Source organism: Microtetraspora niveoalba (assembly GCF_001570405.1).
Lineage (GTDB): Bacteria > Actinomycetota > Actinomycetes > Streptosporangiales > Streptosporangiaceae > Microtetraspora > Microtetraspora niveoalba.
Genome location: NZ_BBYM01000016.1, coordinates 155664 through 168981 on the forward strand (window position 1 = coordinate 155664; position 13318 = coordinate 168981).

At 73.1% G+C, this 13318-nt stretch carries 11 protein-coding genes; 4 read left to right on the forward strand and 7 right to left on the reverse strand.

Annotated elements, in window-relative coordinates; all coding sequences use genetic code 11:
- Window positions 1-105 precede the first annotated feature (105 nt).
- Entirely contained in the window at window positions 106-756 is a 651-nt protein-coding gene (locus AWQ70_RS16435) for a LysE family translocator (RefSeq protein ID WP_067176756.1), read from the forward strand.
- 105 nt (window positions 757-861) lie between these two features.
- Here AWQ70_RS16435 and AWQ70_RS16440 read toward each other — a convergent pair whose 3' ends face one another.
- The 3 genes from AWQ70_RS16440 to AWQ70_RS16450 all read right to left on the reverse strand — a co-directional run bounded on the left by AWQ70_RS16440 (window position 862) and on the right by AWQ70_RS16450 (window position 3283).
- Window positions 862-1662: a helix-turn-helix domain-containing protein gene (locus AWQ70_RS16440; RefSeq protein WP_067176877.1), complete on the reverse strand. Its 801-nt coding sequence runs from the start codon at window positions 1660-1662 to the stop codon at window positions 862-864.
- A gap of 121 nt (window positions 1663-1783) precedes the next feature.
- Window positions 1784-2593: an alpha/beta fold hydrolase gene (locus tag AWQ70_RS16445; protein ID WP_084517210.1), complete on the reverse strand. Its 810-nt coding sequence runs from the start codon at window positions 2591-2593 to the stop codon at window positions 1784-1786.
- A gap of 276 nt (window positions 2594-2869) precedes the next feature.
- Entirely contained in the window at window positions 2870-3283 is a 414-nt protein-coding gene (locus AWQ70_RS16450) for a YchJ family protein (protein ID WP_067176761.1), read from the reverse strand.
- A 99-nt stretch (window positions 3284-3382) separates the two neighbouring features.
- On the opposite strand from AWQ70_RS16450, the gene AWQ70_RS16455 reads away from it, so the two are divergent.
- Together AWQ70_RS16455 and AWQ70_RS16460 are read left to right on the forward strand one after the other, a co-directional pair.
- On the forward strand, window positions 3383-4234 hold the full coding sequence (locus AWQ70_RS16455) for a helix-turn-helix transcriptional regulator (protein ID WP_067176764.1): 852 nt from the start codon (window positions 3383-3385) through the stop codon (window positions 4232-4234).
- 81 nt (window positions 4235-4315) lie between these two features.
- Window positions 4316-6016, forward strand: coding sequence for an AMP-binding protein (locus tag AWQ70_RS16460; RefSeq protein ID WP_067176880.1), 1701 nt, complete (start codon window positions 4316-4318; stop codon window positions 6014-6016).
- 9 nt (window positions 6017-6025) lie between these two features.
- Here AWQ70_RS16460 and AWQ70_RS16465 read toward each other — a convergent pair whose 3' ends face one another.
- Together AWQ70_RS16465 and AWQ70_RS16470 are read right to left on the reverse strand one after the other, a co-directional pair.
- Window positions 6026-6460 (reverse strand): ester cyclase, encoded by a 435-nt coding sequence (locus AWQ70_RS16465; RefSeq protein WP_067176883.1) that lies wholly within the window; start codon window positions 6458-6460, stop codon window positions 6026-6028.
- 71 nt (window positions 6461-6531) lie between these two features.
- Complete coding sequence (locus AWQ70_RS16470; RefSeq protein WP_067176774.1) at window positions 6532-7488, reverse strand: LysR family transcriptional regulator; 957 nt, start codon at window positions 7486-7488, stop codon at window positions 6532-6534.
- 434 nt (window positions 7489-7922) lie between these two features.
- Between AWQ70_RS16470 and AWQ70_RS16475 the strand changes: the two genes are divergently transcribed.
- Window positions 7923-10571 (forward strand): collagenase, encoded by a 2649-nt coding sequence (locus AWQ70_RS16475; protein WP_218004550.1) that lies wholly within the window; start codon window positions 7923-7925, stop codon window positions 10569-10571.
- A gap of 89 nt (window positions 10572-10660) precedes the next feature.
- Here AWQ70_RS16475 and AWQ70_RS16480 read toward each other — a convergent pair whose 3' ends face one another.
- A complete protein-coding gene (locus tag AWQ70_RS16480) occupies window positions 10661-11107 on the reverse strand; it encodes an NUDIX domain-containing protein (RefSeq protein WP_067176778.1) in 447 nt (148 codons plus the stop codon).
- Window positions 11108-11186: 79 nt separating this feature from the next.
- Complete coding sequence (locus AWQ70_RS16485; RefSeq protein WP_067176781.1) at window positions 11187-13277, reverse strand: HelD family protein; 2091 nt, start codon at window positions 13275-13277, stop codon at window positions 11187-11189.
- Between the last annotated feature and the right edge of the window lie 41 nt (window positions 13278-13318).

Genomic DNA, 13318 nt, shown 5'->3' on the forward strand with positions numbered 1-13318 from the left:
ATTCGCAGGATTGCACCGAGTGCAATGTCACTATTGCACGCGAAATCGCCCGGCCTCTAGCCTCGAAGCATCGGTTGCGGGTACGGGAGATCGGGAGCGGGCGACATGATCGGCATCGACGGTCTCGCGGGCATGGCGGCGGTGGCGCTCGGGATCGTCCTGACGCCCGGCCCCAACATGATCTATCTGGTGTCCCGGTCGATCGCCCAGGGCCGGCGGGCCGGGCTGATCTCCCTGGCGGGCGTGGCCGCGGGGTTCCTCGTCTACCTCACCGCCGTGGCGGCCGGCATCGCGGCCGTGTTCGCACTGGTGCCCGCCGTGTACACGGCGATCAAGCTGGCGGGGGCCGCGTACCTGCTGTGGCTGGCCTGGCAGGCCGTACGGCCCGGCGGCGTGTCCGCCTTCGCGCCGAAGGAGCTGCCGGCGGACCCGCCGCGCAGGCTGTTCACGATGGGGCTGGTCACCAACCTGCTCAACCCCAAGATCGCCGTGGTGTACCTGTCGGTGCTCCCGCAGTTCGTGGATCCGGCGCGCGGGCACGTCGCCGCGCAGAGCCTCGTGCTCGGGCTCGTCCAGATCGGCGTCGCCCTGACGGTCGACGGTCTGATCGTGCTGACGGCCGGCACCGTCTCCGGCTTCCTGTCACGACGCCCGAGGTGGCTGAGCGTCCAGCGCTACCTCATGGGCTCGGTGCTCGCCGGGCTCGCCCTGCACCTCGCCGCCGACCGGTCCCCCACCCTGGCGCTCCGGCCGTGACAAGGCTGTGGGGAAGGCCGTCGTCGTGGGTCTCCGGTCGCCGCGCCGCCCGCCAGGCGGAACTCCCTTCCCGGCGTGCTGTACACGGCCGAGAAGTCCGGCTGTTCAACGAAGGTCGGGGATGCGTTCGCCACCCTTCGCAGGACGCTGGATCGCCGATGAAGCCGGCCACGCGACGTCGTCGATCGCGAGCCACGGCGCGACGGCCAGGGCCGTGGGCGTGAGCCCGGCGAACGTCGTTACCTCGCGGTGGAGGTGGGACTGGTCGACGTAGCCGCTCTCGACGGCAACGCGGGCGGCGGCGTGACCCGCCGCGAGAAGGTGGGCGGCGTGGTCGAAGCGCACCAGTCGGGCGGCGCGTTTGGGTGTGATGCCGAGCTGGGACCGGAAGCGGGACCACAGGCGCTTGCGGCTCCAGCCGACCTCGTCCGCCAGGCCGTCGACCCGCACCCGCCCCCGGCTGGTGAGCGTCCGCCGCCAGGCATAGGCGACCTGCGGATCGACCGGTGGGTGGGCGCCCAGCCGTCGGCCGAGGATGTCCACCGCGATCGTGAACCGTTCGTCCCACGACGCGGCGGCGCGCAGCCTGTCCTCGGCTCGCCCGGCGTCGCGGCCCCAGACATCCTCAAGGGCTACCACCGTCCCGCTGAGCTCGCTCGATGCGCCGAACAACGCAGCCGCCGCGACCGGCTCCAGCCGGATCTGGAGGCACTCGCCGACTCCCCAGCCAGTTGCCCGGAGATCGCCGGGGAGGAGCCCGGCGACGACACTGCCGCGCTCGTGCCGGCCATGGGTTTCGTAGACGACGCCTTCTCCCTCGCTCAGATCGACGAGCAGGGTGACGGACGGGTACGCGACCATGGCGATGTCCACAAAGGCCGGGGCACGATGGCGGAACCCGGCCATGCTGACCCCCGGCAGCCGAACCGACGGGCGTGGGACTGCGACGTCCACCCACGCCCGGTCAGCTGGCGTCCCGGTCGACAACATGTGACCAGTCTAGGCCTCAGGGATCATGGGTGGGCTGTCAGCGGCCCGTTGCCGTGAAGTCCAGCAGTAGTTTGCTGGTCGTCTCGGGCGCTTCCAACATGGGCAGGTGCCCGACGCCGGGCAGCAACTCGACCCGCGCGTTCGGCACCGCGTCGTACTGGTGCGCCGACGACGGCTCCCAACGGGGGTCGGCAGCGCCGAAGATCACCAGCACGGGGACCTCGAGGGAGGCGAGACGCTCGGGCACGCCCCGCTCCGCGATGTACGCGGTGTTCCGGCGCAGCACCGTCCTCATCACGCGGTAGGTGATGCCCCCTACGTCGGCGACCACGTCGTCCGGGAGGTCCACCGGGCGAGCGGCCGTCGCGCTGATCCCCCTGCGGATCATCGCATCCGAACGCCTCGACCACAGGAGCGGGCCCAAAGGCGGGGCCAACAGGACCCGAAGGATGAACGGCTGCCGAAGGAGCGCATCCGGATTTGGGCCGCTACTGATCAGTGCAAGCGAACCCACGAGGTCGGGACGTTGTTCGGCAAGCGCGGTGGCGACGTAGCCTCCGCTGGAGTGCCCGACCGCGGCGACGTGACGAAGGCCGAGGTCGTCCAGCAGCGCCGCCACCTGGCCCGCCTGGGCAGGCACGTCGTACGACGGCGCGGGCGGGGACTGGCCGCAGCCCGGGAGGTCGACCCGGATGACGTGATGGTGGCCGGCCAGTGCCGGGACCACCGGGCTCCAGAAGCCGCCCGAGGCCCCCGATCCGTGGATGAGCAACAACGGCGGCGCCTGCCGCGGGCCGTCATGGACCACGTGCATCCCATGCGAGTGCTCAATGTCGTACTCACTCATGCGGAGACTATGCACGGGCGGTCGACTATCGGTCTTGGACAAATGTTCCTGCCGGGTTGACGACCGACGGCGCGCCACCATCGCCGCAGTCCGAGGAGCCGCTCATACAGCGGCGCCACCGGCCCGTCCACGACGCTCGGCGTCGCCAGGCACAGCCGGTCGGTGTCCCGCCCATACAGGAGCGTCACCCCGGCGGGCGGCGCGGCTGGCGCGGCGGGAAGGTTCGGCAGCTTCCCACGTTGTAGTGCACGTCGAACGTTTCAGGTGACGGCCGGGTCAGATCGCTCCGATGTACGTCCAGGTTCCGGCATGCCGGGCGAAGCGGCTGTTCTCCTCCATCGCCCCCGGCCTCCCGCGGTCCTCGTAGTGGGCCCTGAACCGTACGGTGCCCTCGGTGTGGACCGCGCTGCCGCCGGTGGTCTCCAGGATCTCCAGGCGCACCCACCGGGGCCCGCCGGCGAGATCGAGTCGCTCGGGCCTGGTGGACGGGTGCCAGGTGCGCAGGAGATAGCCGGCGTCTCCGACGGCGAAGGCGCTGAACCGCGACCGCATCAGCGCCTCGGCGGTCGTCGCGGCGGCCTCCCCCCGGTGCAGCCGCCCGCAGCAGTCGCGGTACGGCGCGGCCGTCCCGCAGGGGCAGGACGAGGGGGCGGCGGGGCGGAGCGGCCGGCTCGGGCGGCGTCGGGGCATCCCCTCATTCTGCCGTGGGCCCCACCCCCATCCGACGGACGCCCGGGTCGCGCCGTGCACGGGTATTCACCCGGGTCCGAAACCGGGGCAAGATGAGGCATGGTCAGGCTTCAGGGCGAGACGTCGCCGGAGCTCCCCCGGCTGTGGGGCCGGGAGCTGCGCTCACTGCGCGAGGCCACGGGCGCGCCGATCGCGTTCGGAGGCCCGGTCACGGACGGCGGGCTGCGCCTCCAGCACTTCGACGGCACCCGCACCGGCCTGCTGTCCGGGCTCGCGGTGTCCCCCGGCGCGGGGGTCGGCGGCCGCGCCTGGCACGAGCGGCGGGTCGTCGGTGTCGACGACTACCGCGTCGCGGACGACATCTCGCACGACTACGACGTCCCGGTACTGACCGAGGGCATCCGCGCCACCGTCGCCGCGCCCGTGCTCGTCGGCGCCACGGTCCGCGGCGTGATCTACTCCGCCGTCCGGGAGAGCCCGGGCCTCGGCGACCGGCTCAAGACCGCGACCACGGCCGCCGCCCGCGCCCTCGCGCGGAGACTGGCCATGGAGGACGAGATCGACCGGCGCGTGGCCGCCCGCGTCGAGGCGGCGGAGAAGACGCGCGCGAGCGCGCTCGAACGGCTGCGCAAGGTCCACTCCGGTCTGCACGCGCTGCGGCGGAGCACCGACGACGACACGCTGCGCGCGCGGATCACCGGGCTGCTCGACGAGTTGTCCGGCCAGGCCGCCCGCCCCGCCCCCACCGGCGAGGTACCCGCGCTCAGCGCCCGCGAGCTGGCGGTCCTGTCGCTGGTGGCGACGGGACGCACGTACGCGAGCGTGGCGGCCGATCTCGGCATCGCGCCCATGACGGTCAAGAGCTACATGCGCGACATCCTGGTCCGGCTCGACGCGCACACCCGGCACGAGGCCGTCGTCGCCGCCCGCCGCCACGGCCTCATCCCCTGAACCCGCCCGCACCCCCATCGGGGGGTGTCGCGGCGGCGCGGCGAAGGTCACCATGTGCGGCGGACGACGAAGGAGGCCGCGATGTCACCCGATCCCACCTCTGCCCTGCGAGCCGCGCGGGACCGCCTGCTCGACCTGCGCACCTCGTACGACGAGGCCGTCGCGACGTTCTCGTGGCCCGACGTGGGCGACACCTTCAACTGGGCGCACGACTGGTTCGAGACCTGGGCCCGCGACGACGAGCGCCCCGGCCTGGTGGTCGTCGAGGAGGACGGCGGCCGCTCCGCGTACTCGTTCGCGGAGCTGTGCCGCAGGTCCGACCGGGTGGCCCGCTTCCTCGCGGCGGGCGGGGTGGGCCGCGGCGACAGCGTCGTGGTCATGCTCGGCAACCGGGTCGAGCTGTGGGACTGCATGCTCGCCATCGTCAAGCTGGGCGCGGTGATCATGCCGACGACGACGGCCGTCGGCCCCGCCGAGCTCGCCGACCGGGTCGACCGCGGGAACGCGAAGGCGGTCATCTGCGACGTCGCGGACACGCCGAAGTTCGCGGACGTCCCGGGGGCGTACCTGAAGGTCGTCGCCGGGGGCGCGGTGGAGGGCTGGCGGGAGCTCTCGGCGGCGTACGAGCTGGAGGCCGGGCCGCTGCCGCACCCGGGGAACGCGAGCGGCGACCGGCTGCTGCTCTATTTCACCTCGGGCACGACCAGCAGGCCCAAGCTCGTCGAGCACTCCCACGTGTCCTATCCGGTCGGCCACCTGTCGACGATGTACTGGCAGGGCCTGCGGCCCGGGGACGTCCACCTCAACATCTCCTCGCCGGGGTGGGCGAAGCACGCCTGGTCGAACTTCTTCGCGCCGTGGCTGGCCGAGGCGACCGTGGTCGTCTACAACTACACGCGGTTCGATCCGGCGGGGATGCTGGCGCTGCTGCGTTCCGAGAAGGTGACGACGTTCTGCGCGCCTCCCACGGTGTGGCGGATGCTGATCAACGCCGACCTGGCCGAGGCCCCCGAGTCGCTCAGGGAGGCCGTCGGCGCGGGAGAGCCGTTGAACCCCGAGGTCATCAGCCAGGTGCGGCGCAGGTGGGGGCTGACGATCCGGGACGGTTTCGGGCAGACCGAGACCACCGCGTCGGTCGGCAACCCGCCGGGGCAGCCCGTCAAGCCCGGGTCGATGGGCCGTCCGCTGCCGGGGGTGCCGGTCGTGCTGGTCGACCCGACGACCGGCGCGCGGCTCGACGGCGAGGCCGAGGGGGAGCTGTGCCTCGACCTGTCCCGGTCCCCGCTGACCCTGATGACCGGATACCAGGGGGACGAGGCGCGCAACGCGGAGGCGATGGACGGCGGCTTCTACCACACGGGGGACGTCGCCGCCCGGGACGCCGACGGCTACATCACGTTCATCGGGCGGACCGACGACGTGTTCAAGGCGTCCGACTACAAGGTCAGCCCCTTCGAGCTGGAGAGCGTCCTGATCGAGCATCCCGCCGTCGCCGAGGCGGCCGTCGTCCCCGCGCCCGACCCCGTGCGGCTGGCGGTGCCGAAGGCGTACGTGACGCTGGCGCCGGGCCACCGGCCCGACGAGGAGACGGCCCGGTCGATCCTCGCGTACGCCCGGGAGCATCTGCCGCCCTACCTGCGGGTCCGCCGTCTGGAGTTCGCCGAGCTGCCGAAGACGATCTCCGGGAAGATCCGCCGGGTCGAGCTGCGGGCGCGGGAGGAGCTCCACTCGGGCGAGCGCCCGGCCGGCGAGTGGCGCGACGACCAGTTCCGCCTGTCCTGAGACCCGGGGTCAGGCGGCCGGTCCGGGTTCGAGGTGGTAGCCGAGCTGGCTGTACAGCTCGAGCTGGTCGTAGTAGTCCCGGTCGGTGATGATCCGGCCGTTCTCGGTCGCGCAGGCGCAGGCGCCGCGGAGCACGACGCGGCGCCCGGTGCCCTCCGCCGTGCTGCCGTCCGGCAGGAGGAAGGGCCCCGTGTGGGTGCCGACGAGCGTGTACTCGGTGACCGCGGGGTCGGCGGACTCGACCTTGTACCAGGCCGCGATGTGCAGGTCCGGGAAGGCCGTGAAGAGATGCTCGAACTGCCAGGCGATCTGCTCGTGGCCCTCCGCGACGCCCACCGGGGTCACGTAGACGGCGTCGGGGCAGTAGCAGGCGAGCACCCGGTCCAGGTCGTGGGCGTTCATCGCCTCGAACAGTGTGTCCTTGAGCTCTCGGGCAGTCGGCATGGCCATCGTCCTCCTCGCCGTACTCCACGGTACCGCCCGGCGTTCCCGGCTCCCGAGGGCGGCGACGGGGGTCACAGCAGCGGATGCACCTCGGGATGCGCCTCCCACCAGCGGCCGAAGACCGGGTTGTCGTCCACATGGTCGACGAACGCCTGCGCCAGGCCGCGGTAGAGCGCCCCGGCGGTCGCGTCGCTGAGGCGGTCCCTGCGCCATGCGAGGAGCAGCCGCGCCACCTGCGGCTCTCCCGCGAGCGGCCGTACGGCGGTGCCGGCCGGCGCGGGCCAGCAGGGATCGACGAGCCGCACGCCGTGCCCGTCCGCGACCAGCGGGCGGGCGGCGCCGCTCGGGGCCTCGAAGCGGATGTCGGGTTCGAAGCCGGCCGCCCGGCACGAGGCCCGCAGCGCGGCGAGGGAGCCGTCGTCGGCACCCGGCGGGCTGATCCACGCCTCCCCTTCGAGGTCGGCCAGCCGGATCTCCTCACTCCCCGCGAGGGGGTGCGCCGCCGACAGCGCGACGAATATCGGATACCTCGGGACCAGCGTGCGGCTGACGACCGGCGCCGCCAGCGGGACGCCGAACCCCTCGATGACGCCGAGAAGGGCCGCGTCGAGCCGCCCGTGCGTGAGCGCCTCGGCGAGCAGCACCGCGGAGGGCTCGATGCGCAGGGAGATCTCGCAGCCGGGCAGCACGTCGCCGACCCGGTTCACGATGCTGCCCACGCAGCCGACGTGCACCGAACCCAGCCGCAGCGATCCGGAACCGCCGCCCGGTCCGCGCAGGTCGCCGAACAGCGCGTCGACCTCGGACAGGACGATCCGGGCGCGGGCGATGACCTGGTCGCCCAGCGGGGTCGGCTCCACGCCGGACCGGCTGCGTACGAAGAGCTCGCCTCCGATGAGGGTCTCGACCCGGCGCAGCAGATTGGTCATGGCCGGCTGGGATAGCCCGGCCTGGGCCGCGGCCCTGGTCAGGCTGCCCGTCTCCGCTATCGCACAGATCATACGGAGATGCCGGATATCGAGATCCATAACGCAGAATTATGCGTCAAGTAATGACTCCCGCCCAGGCCGTACGCGAGACGCGCACCTCCGGCCCTGAGCGCACGTCCGGCCCTGAGCGCACGTCCGGCCCTGAGCGCACGGGCGGCCCTGAGCGCACGGGCGGAGCCGTCGGCCGGGCCGGGGGACCGCGGCTCTCCTCGCGACATTCTCCGTGGCCGGGCCGTGAAACGCGGCCCGGCCGAGGGGCCATAACCAAGACTTATGTGGGCCTTTATGGCCGCTGGTTCGATTTCGTCAGGAAACTACGGGCGACACACCCCTTCGATCCTCCGGCCGCCCGATTCCCGGAGCCACCGGCCCGCGCACGCGCGGCCCCGCCGCGTCCCGGTCTCTTCCGGGCTGCCGGATCCTTCACCTCCCCCACCCTCACGCCGCTCCTCGACACCCCCCGGAGGTCGCACGTGGGAATCACCCCACCCCTGCGCGCGCTCAGACGACCGTCGCTGGTCGCCCTCGTCCTCACTCCCGTCCTCGCGCTGGGGCTCGCGCTCCAGCCCGCGACGGCCGCCACCGCCGCCACGCCGCCGCCCGCCGGCACCACCGCGCTCGGCGCGGCGTCCACGGGCCCAGCGTCCACAAGCACGATGTCCACCGGCACGGCGGCCACGGGCACGCCGCCCCCGGCTCCGGCGCTGTCCGGCCGGGACGGCGACGGCTCGGACCACGTCCGCCGGTCGGCGGTCCCGGTCCGCGACCGTGCGCCGCTCCCCTCCTCCTCCGACCGCCTGCGGCAGGACTACGACCTGCCCGAGGCCGCGTCCACGCACCCGCGCCCGTCGATGAAGGACACGCCCGCCAGGACCGCCGAGGCCGCCGCCGCGTGCGACGTGCGCGACTTCACCGGCCGGACCGGAAGCGCCCTGGTGCAGCAGGTCAAGGCGTCCACGACGGACTGCGTCAACACCCTCTTCACCCTGACCGGGTCCGACGCCGCCGCCGCGTTCCGCGAGGCGCAGATGGCGAGCGTCGCGTACGGCCTGCGCGACAACGCGGTGAACTACCCCGGCGACAACGGCACCGGCACCGCGCAGCTCGTGCTCTACCTGCGCGCCGGCTACTACGTCCACTGGTACAATCCGTCCACCGTGGGCTCGTACGGGCCGACGCTGAAGACCGCGATCCAGGCCGGCCTGGACGCGTTCTTCGCGAACTCCCGCTCCTCGACGGTCAGTGACGCCAACGGCGAGGTGCTCGCCGAGGCGGTCACGCTGATCGACAGCGCCGAGGAGAACGACCGCTACCTGTACGTGGTGAAGCGGCTGCTGGACGGCTACACCAGCGCGTACGACGCGCATTGGTGGATGCTGAGCGCCGTCAACAACGTGTACACGGTGCTCTTCCGCGGCCACCAGGTGCCGGCGTTCGTCACCGCGGTCCAGCGCGACCCGAGCGTCCTGGACACGCTGAACTCGTTCGCGGCGAACCACCTCGCCCTGCTCGGCACCGACCGCGGGTACCTGACCTCCAACGCGGGCCGGGAACTGGGCCGGTTCCTCCAGCACACGGCGCTGCTGTCCACGGTCCGGCCGATGGCCAGGAACCTCCTCCAGCGCAGTTCCATGACCGGGCCGACCGCCCCGCTGTGGGTGGGCGTGGCCGAGATGGCCGACGGCTACGACAAGGCCAACTGCTCCTACTACGGCACCTGCGACCTGCGGGCCCGCCTCGCGGCGAACGTCCTGACCGTCCGGTACACCTGCGGTCCGAGCATCACGATCCGCGCCCAGGACATGACCTCGGCCCAGCTCGCCGACTCGTGCGCCAGCCTCGCCGCGCAGGACGCGTACTTCCACGACCTGGTCAAGGACGGCGGCCGCCCGGTCGCGAACGACGGCAACACCACGATCGAGGTCTGCGTCTTCGACTCCAGCACCGACTACCAGACGTACGCCGGGGCGATTTTCGGCATCGACACGAACAACGGCGGGATGTACCTGGAGGGCGACCCGGCCGCCGCCGGCAACCAGCCCCGCTTCATCGCGTACGAGGCCGAGTGGGTGCGGCCGGACTTCCAGATCTGGAACCTGAACCACGAGTACACCCACTACCTCGATGGCCGGTTCGACATGTACGGCGACTTCGACGCGGGCGTCACCACCCCCACCATCTGGTGGATCGAGGGCTTCGCCGAGTACGTCTCGTACTCGTACCGGAAGGTCGTCTACGACGCCGCGATCAGCGAGGCGGCGAAGCGGACGTACGCGCTGAGCACGCTCTGGGACACCACCTACTCGCACGACACCACGCGCATCTACCGCTGGGGCTACCTGGCCGTGCGGTACATGTTCGAGAAGCACGCCGGCGACGTCGCGACCGTCCTCGGCCACTACCGGTCCGGGAACTGGAACGGCGCCCGCTCCTTCCTGACGGGCACGATCGGCGCACGCTACGACTCCGACTGGTGGACGTGGCTGGCCGCGTGCGCGTCGGGGACGTGCGCGGGCGGCGGGAACGGCGGCAACCAGGCGCCGCGGGCCGCGTTCACGTTCACCGCGAACGGCCTCGCCGTGAGCTTCGCCGACGCCTCGACCGACCCCGACGGCACGATCTCCGCGCGCCGCTGGGACTTCGGCGACGGCTCGTCGTCCACCTCGGCGAACCCCTCGCACACATACGGCACGGCCGGCACGTACACGGTGGCGCTGACCGTCACCGACGACGGGGGCGCGACGGGCACGACCAGCCGCCAGGTGACCGTGTCCTCCGGCGGAACGGACGTCCCCGAGTGCTCCTCGTCCGACACGCGGGAGCTGGGCGAGAACTGCCGACGGAGCGGCGTGTCCGCGACGTCGGGGAACTACGCCTACTTCTACCTGTACGTCCCGCCCGGCACCGCCAGGCTCGTCATCACCTCGTCGGGCGGCTCCGGGAACGCCGACCTCTACTACAGCCCCAGCGCCTGGGCCACGAAGTCGGCGTACACCCAGCGGTCGACGGGGCCGGGCAACGACGAGACCCTGACGGTCGCGAACCCGGCGAGCGGCTACCACTACGTCAGCCTGTACGCCACCCAGGGCTTCTCCGGAGCCTCGGTGAAGGTCGCGTACTGACGCGACCGGGTTCGCCCGCCGCCGCCTGACCGCCGATCTCCGGCCGGGGCCGGACCCCGCGTCCGGTCCCGGCCCTCACCGCCTCCTGATCAGGAGCCCTTGATCAGGAGGCGGTGGGACTCCTGCAGCCCCTCGGGGAGCTCCTCCGGAGAGAACCACCCGGCCTCCAGGATCTCGAAGCCGTCGGTCCTGAGCGTGCCGCCGACGAACTCGGCCTCGTAGGCCACCTCCACGCGCAGGCGGAAGCCGCTGCGGAGCAGGACGAGCCGGTGCGCGCGGACGTCCAGCCCCGTCTCCTCGCGTACCTCCCGGGCGACCGTGTCCTCGAACCTCTCCGCCCGCTTCGCGTAGCCGGACGGCAGCCCCCACTGGCGGCCCTCCGGCCACAGGCGGTGCTTCAGCAGCAGGACCCGCCCCTCGGAGTCGCGGACGACGCCGGTGACGCCGACCATGAACGTGGCGTGGGCGAGCCACAGCAGGCGCCACTGCATCGGGCCGCGGATGGCCCGCCACAGGCGGGCGATGAGCCTCTTCACGTCGTCTCCCCCGGTGCGGTGATCGCGAGCCCGTCCACGATGGCGCAACCGCCGCCGGTTTTCCAACCGGCGGGTGCGTTCAGCAGCCGGGGAAGCCTGCGGGCAGCGGCCGGGCGTGCAGCACGTCGAGGCGCGACACGGCGCGCGTCAGCACGACGTAGAGCCGGTTGAGCCCGCGCTCCTCCGCCTCGGCGATGCCGGCGGGCTCGGCCACGATCACGTGGTCGTACTCCAGGCCCTTGGCCAGCGACGCGGGCAGCACGGTGACCCGGGCGTGGCGGGCCGGCGCGCCGGACGTCGCGCCGTCGTCCCGCAGCACCGTGAGGGCGTCCTCCGGCAGCGCCTCCCGCAGCGTGGCGGCCAGCGCGTCCACGACCCCGGCGGGAGCGATCACCGCGATCGACCCGTCGTGCGGGAGAGCCGCACGAACGGCGTCGAGGGTCGCCCGCGTCAGGTCGGCCACGGGGGTCACCCGGGCCCGGCCGTCCGCGCGGAAGGAACGCGTCGGGGGCACGTCCACGTCCAGGACGTCCAGCAGGCGGTTGGCGAGCCGGGCGACCGCGGCCGGCACGCGGAAGCCGGTCGTCAGCGCGATCACGGGCGCCTCCGGCCTGCCCAGGTGCGCGAGCGGCTCGCGCCAGTCCCGGGCCGCCCACGGGGTCGTCCCCTGCGCCAGGTCGCCCAGCACGGTGATCGACCCGTGCTCGCTCCTGCGCGCGACGACGCGGCACTGCATCCCCGACAGGTCCTGCGCCTCGTCCACGATCACGTGTCCGTATCCCGGCGTGCGCCGCAGCAGCCCGGCGACCTCGTCCACGAGCACCAGGTCGGCGTCCGACCACCGGGCGCTCCTGTACGTGCGCGGCGGCCGCGCCCACCGGATCGCCGCCTGCTCGTCGGGCGTCAGGACGCCGTTCGCCACCCGCGCGAGCGCCTCCGGGTCGCCGAGCACCTCGGCCACCACCTCCTCGGGGCGTACGGCGGGCCACACCGCGTCGACGAACGGCGCGGCGCCGCGCGCCATGCGGCGCGTCCGGGCCGCGTTCAGGACCTGTCCGCGCGCCTCGGCCCGCCGTCCCAGCAGGGAGACGACCCGGGACAGGACGCGTTCGCGCCCCACCGCGTACGGCGCGGCCTCCCGCCGGGTGTCGTCCACGACGCGGCGCAGCTCGTCCTCGTCCACCCGCCACCGGTAGGAGCCGTCGGCCACGGTGACCGGCCCGTCCGGTCTGCGCACCCGGGCGTACAGCGCCCGGCGCAGCACGGTCGCCATGCGGACGTCGTGCTTGACGGCGGCGGCCGCGTCGTCCTCGGCCCGCGCCGGGGCGCACGCGGTGTCGCGGGCGAGCAGGCGCTCCAGCGTGGTCTGCTCGACGTCCACCTCGCCGAGCACGGGCAGCACCGCCGAGATGTAGTGGAGGAACGCGGGGTTGGGCCCGAGCACGAGCACCCCCGTCCGGGAGAGCCGCTGCCGGTGGGCGTACAGCAGGTACGCGGCGCGGTGCAGGCCGACGGCGGTCTTGCCCGTGCCCGGCGCGCCCTGAACGCAGATCGACTCCTCCAGCGCGGCGCGCACCAGTTCGTCCTGCTCGGGCTGGATGGTGGCCACGATGTCGCGCATGGGGCCGACGCGGGGGCGCTCGATCTCGGCCGCCACGATCCGGCCGATCTCCCCCGCGCCCCCGCCCCCGCCCGCGCCCTCGCCGGCGTCCTCTCCGGCGTCCTCGCCGCGGCCGAGGTGCTCGTCCTCGTACCCGGTCAGCTCCCGCTCGGCCCACCCGAACCGGCGGCGTACGGCGACGCCGTGGGGGGAGCGCGCCCCGGCCCGGTAGAACGCCCGGGCGACCGGCGCGCGCCAGTCGATCACCATGGGCGGCTCCCCGGGGCCGCCGGAGATGTGCCGCCGGCCCATGTAGTACCGCCGGCCCGCGTGGTCGCCCGCGTCCCGCCCGGCGCCGAAGTCCAGCCGGCCGAAGAACGGCGGCCCGCCGGGCTCCTCGGCGAGTTCCTTGGCCAGGCTCTTGAGGTGGCGCCCGAGCCGTTCGGCGCTGTATCGGTCGCCCGCCACGTGTTCGCCGACGGCCACGCTCAGCCGGGCGCCGTCCAGCATCGCGCGCAGCGCCTCCCCGCATCGCTCGGCGTACGCCTTCTCCTCGTCGAGTCCGCTCATCACACCGCCCTTTGTTAACCGGGTTAATAGATTAACCAGGT

Excerpts from the sequence above, each read along its gene's own strand:
- AWQ70_RS16435 (WP_067176756.1), top strand. The coding sequence starts at position 106 with ATGATCGGCATCGACGGTCTCGCGGGCATGGCGGCGGTGGCGCTCGGG.
- AWQ70_RS16440 (WP_067176877.1), bottom strand. The coding sequence starts at position 1,662 with ATGGCCGGGTTCCGCCATCGTGCCCCGGCCTTTGTGGACATCGCCATG.
- AWQ70_RS16445 (WP_084517210.1), bottom strand. The coding sequence starts at position 2,593 with ATGAGTGAGTACGACATTGAGCACTCGCATGGGATGCACGTGGTCCAT.
- AWQ70_RS16450 (WP_067176761.1), bottom strand. The coding sequence starts at position 3,283 with ATGCCCCGACGCCGCCCGAGCCGGCCGCTCCGCCCCGCCGCCCCCTCG.
- AWQ70_RS16455 (WP_067176764.1), top strand. The coding sequence starts at position 3,383 with ATGGTCAGGCTTCAGGGCGAGACGTCGCCGGAGCTCCCCCGGCTGTGG.
- AWQ70_RS16460 (WP_067176880.1), top strand. The coding sequence starts at position 4,316 with ATGTCACCCGATCCCACCTCTGCCCTGCGAGCCGCGCGGGACCGCCTG.
- AWQ70_RS16465 (WP_067176883.1), bottom strand. The coding sequence starts at position 6,460 with ATGCCGACTGCCCGAGAGCTCAAGGACACACTGTTCGAGGCGATGAAC.
- AWQ70_RS16470 (WP_067176774.1), bottom strand. The coding sequence starts at position 7,488 with ATGGATCTCGATATCCGGCATCTCCGTATGATCTGTGCGATAGCGGAG.
- AWQ70_RS16485 (WP_067176781.1), bottom strand. The coding sequence starts at position 13,277 with ATGAGCGGACTCGACGAGGAGAAGGCGTACGCCGAGCGATGCGGGGAG.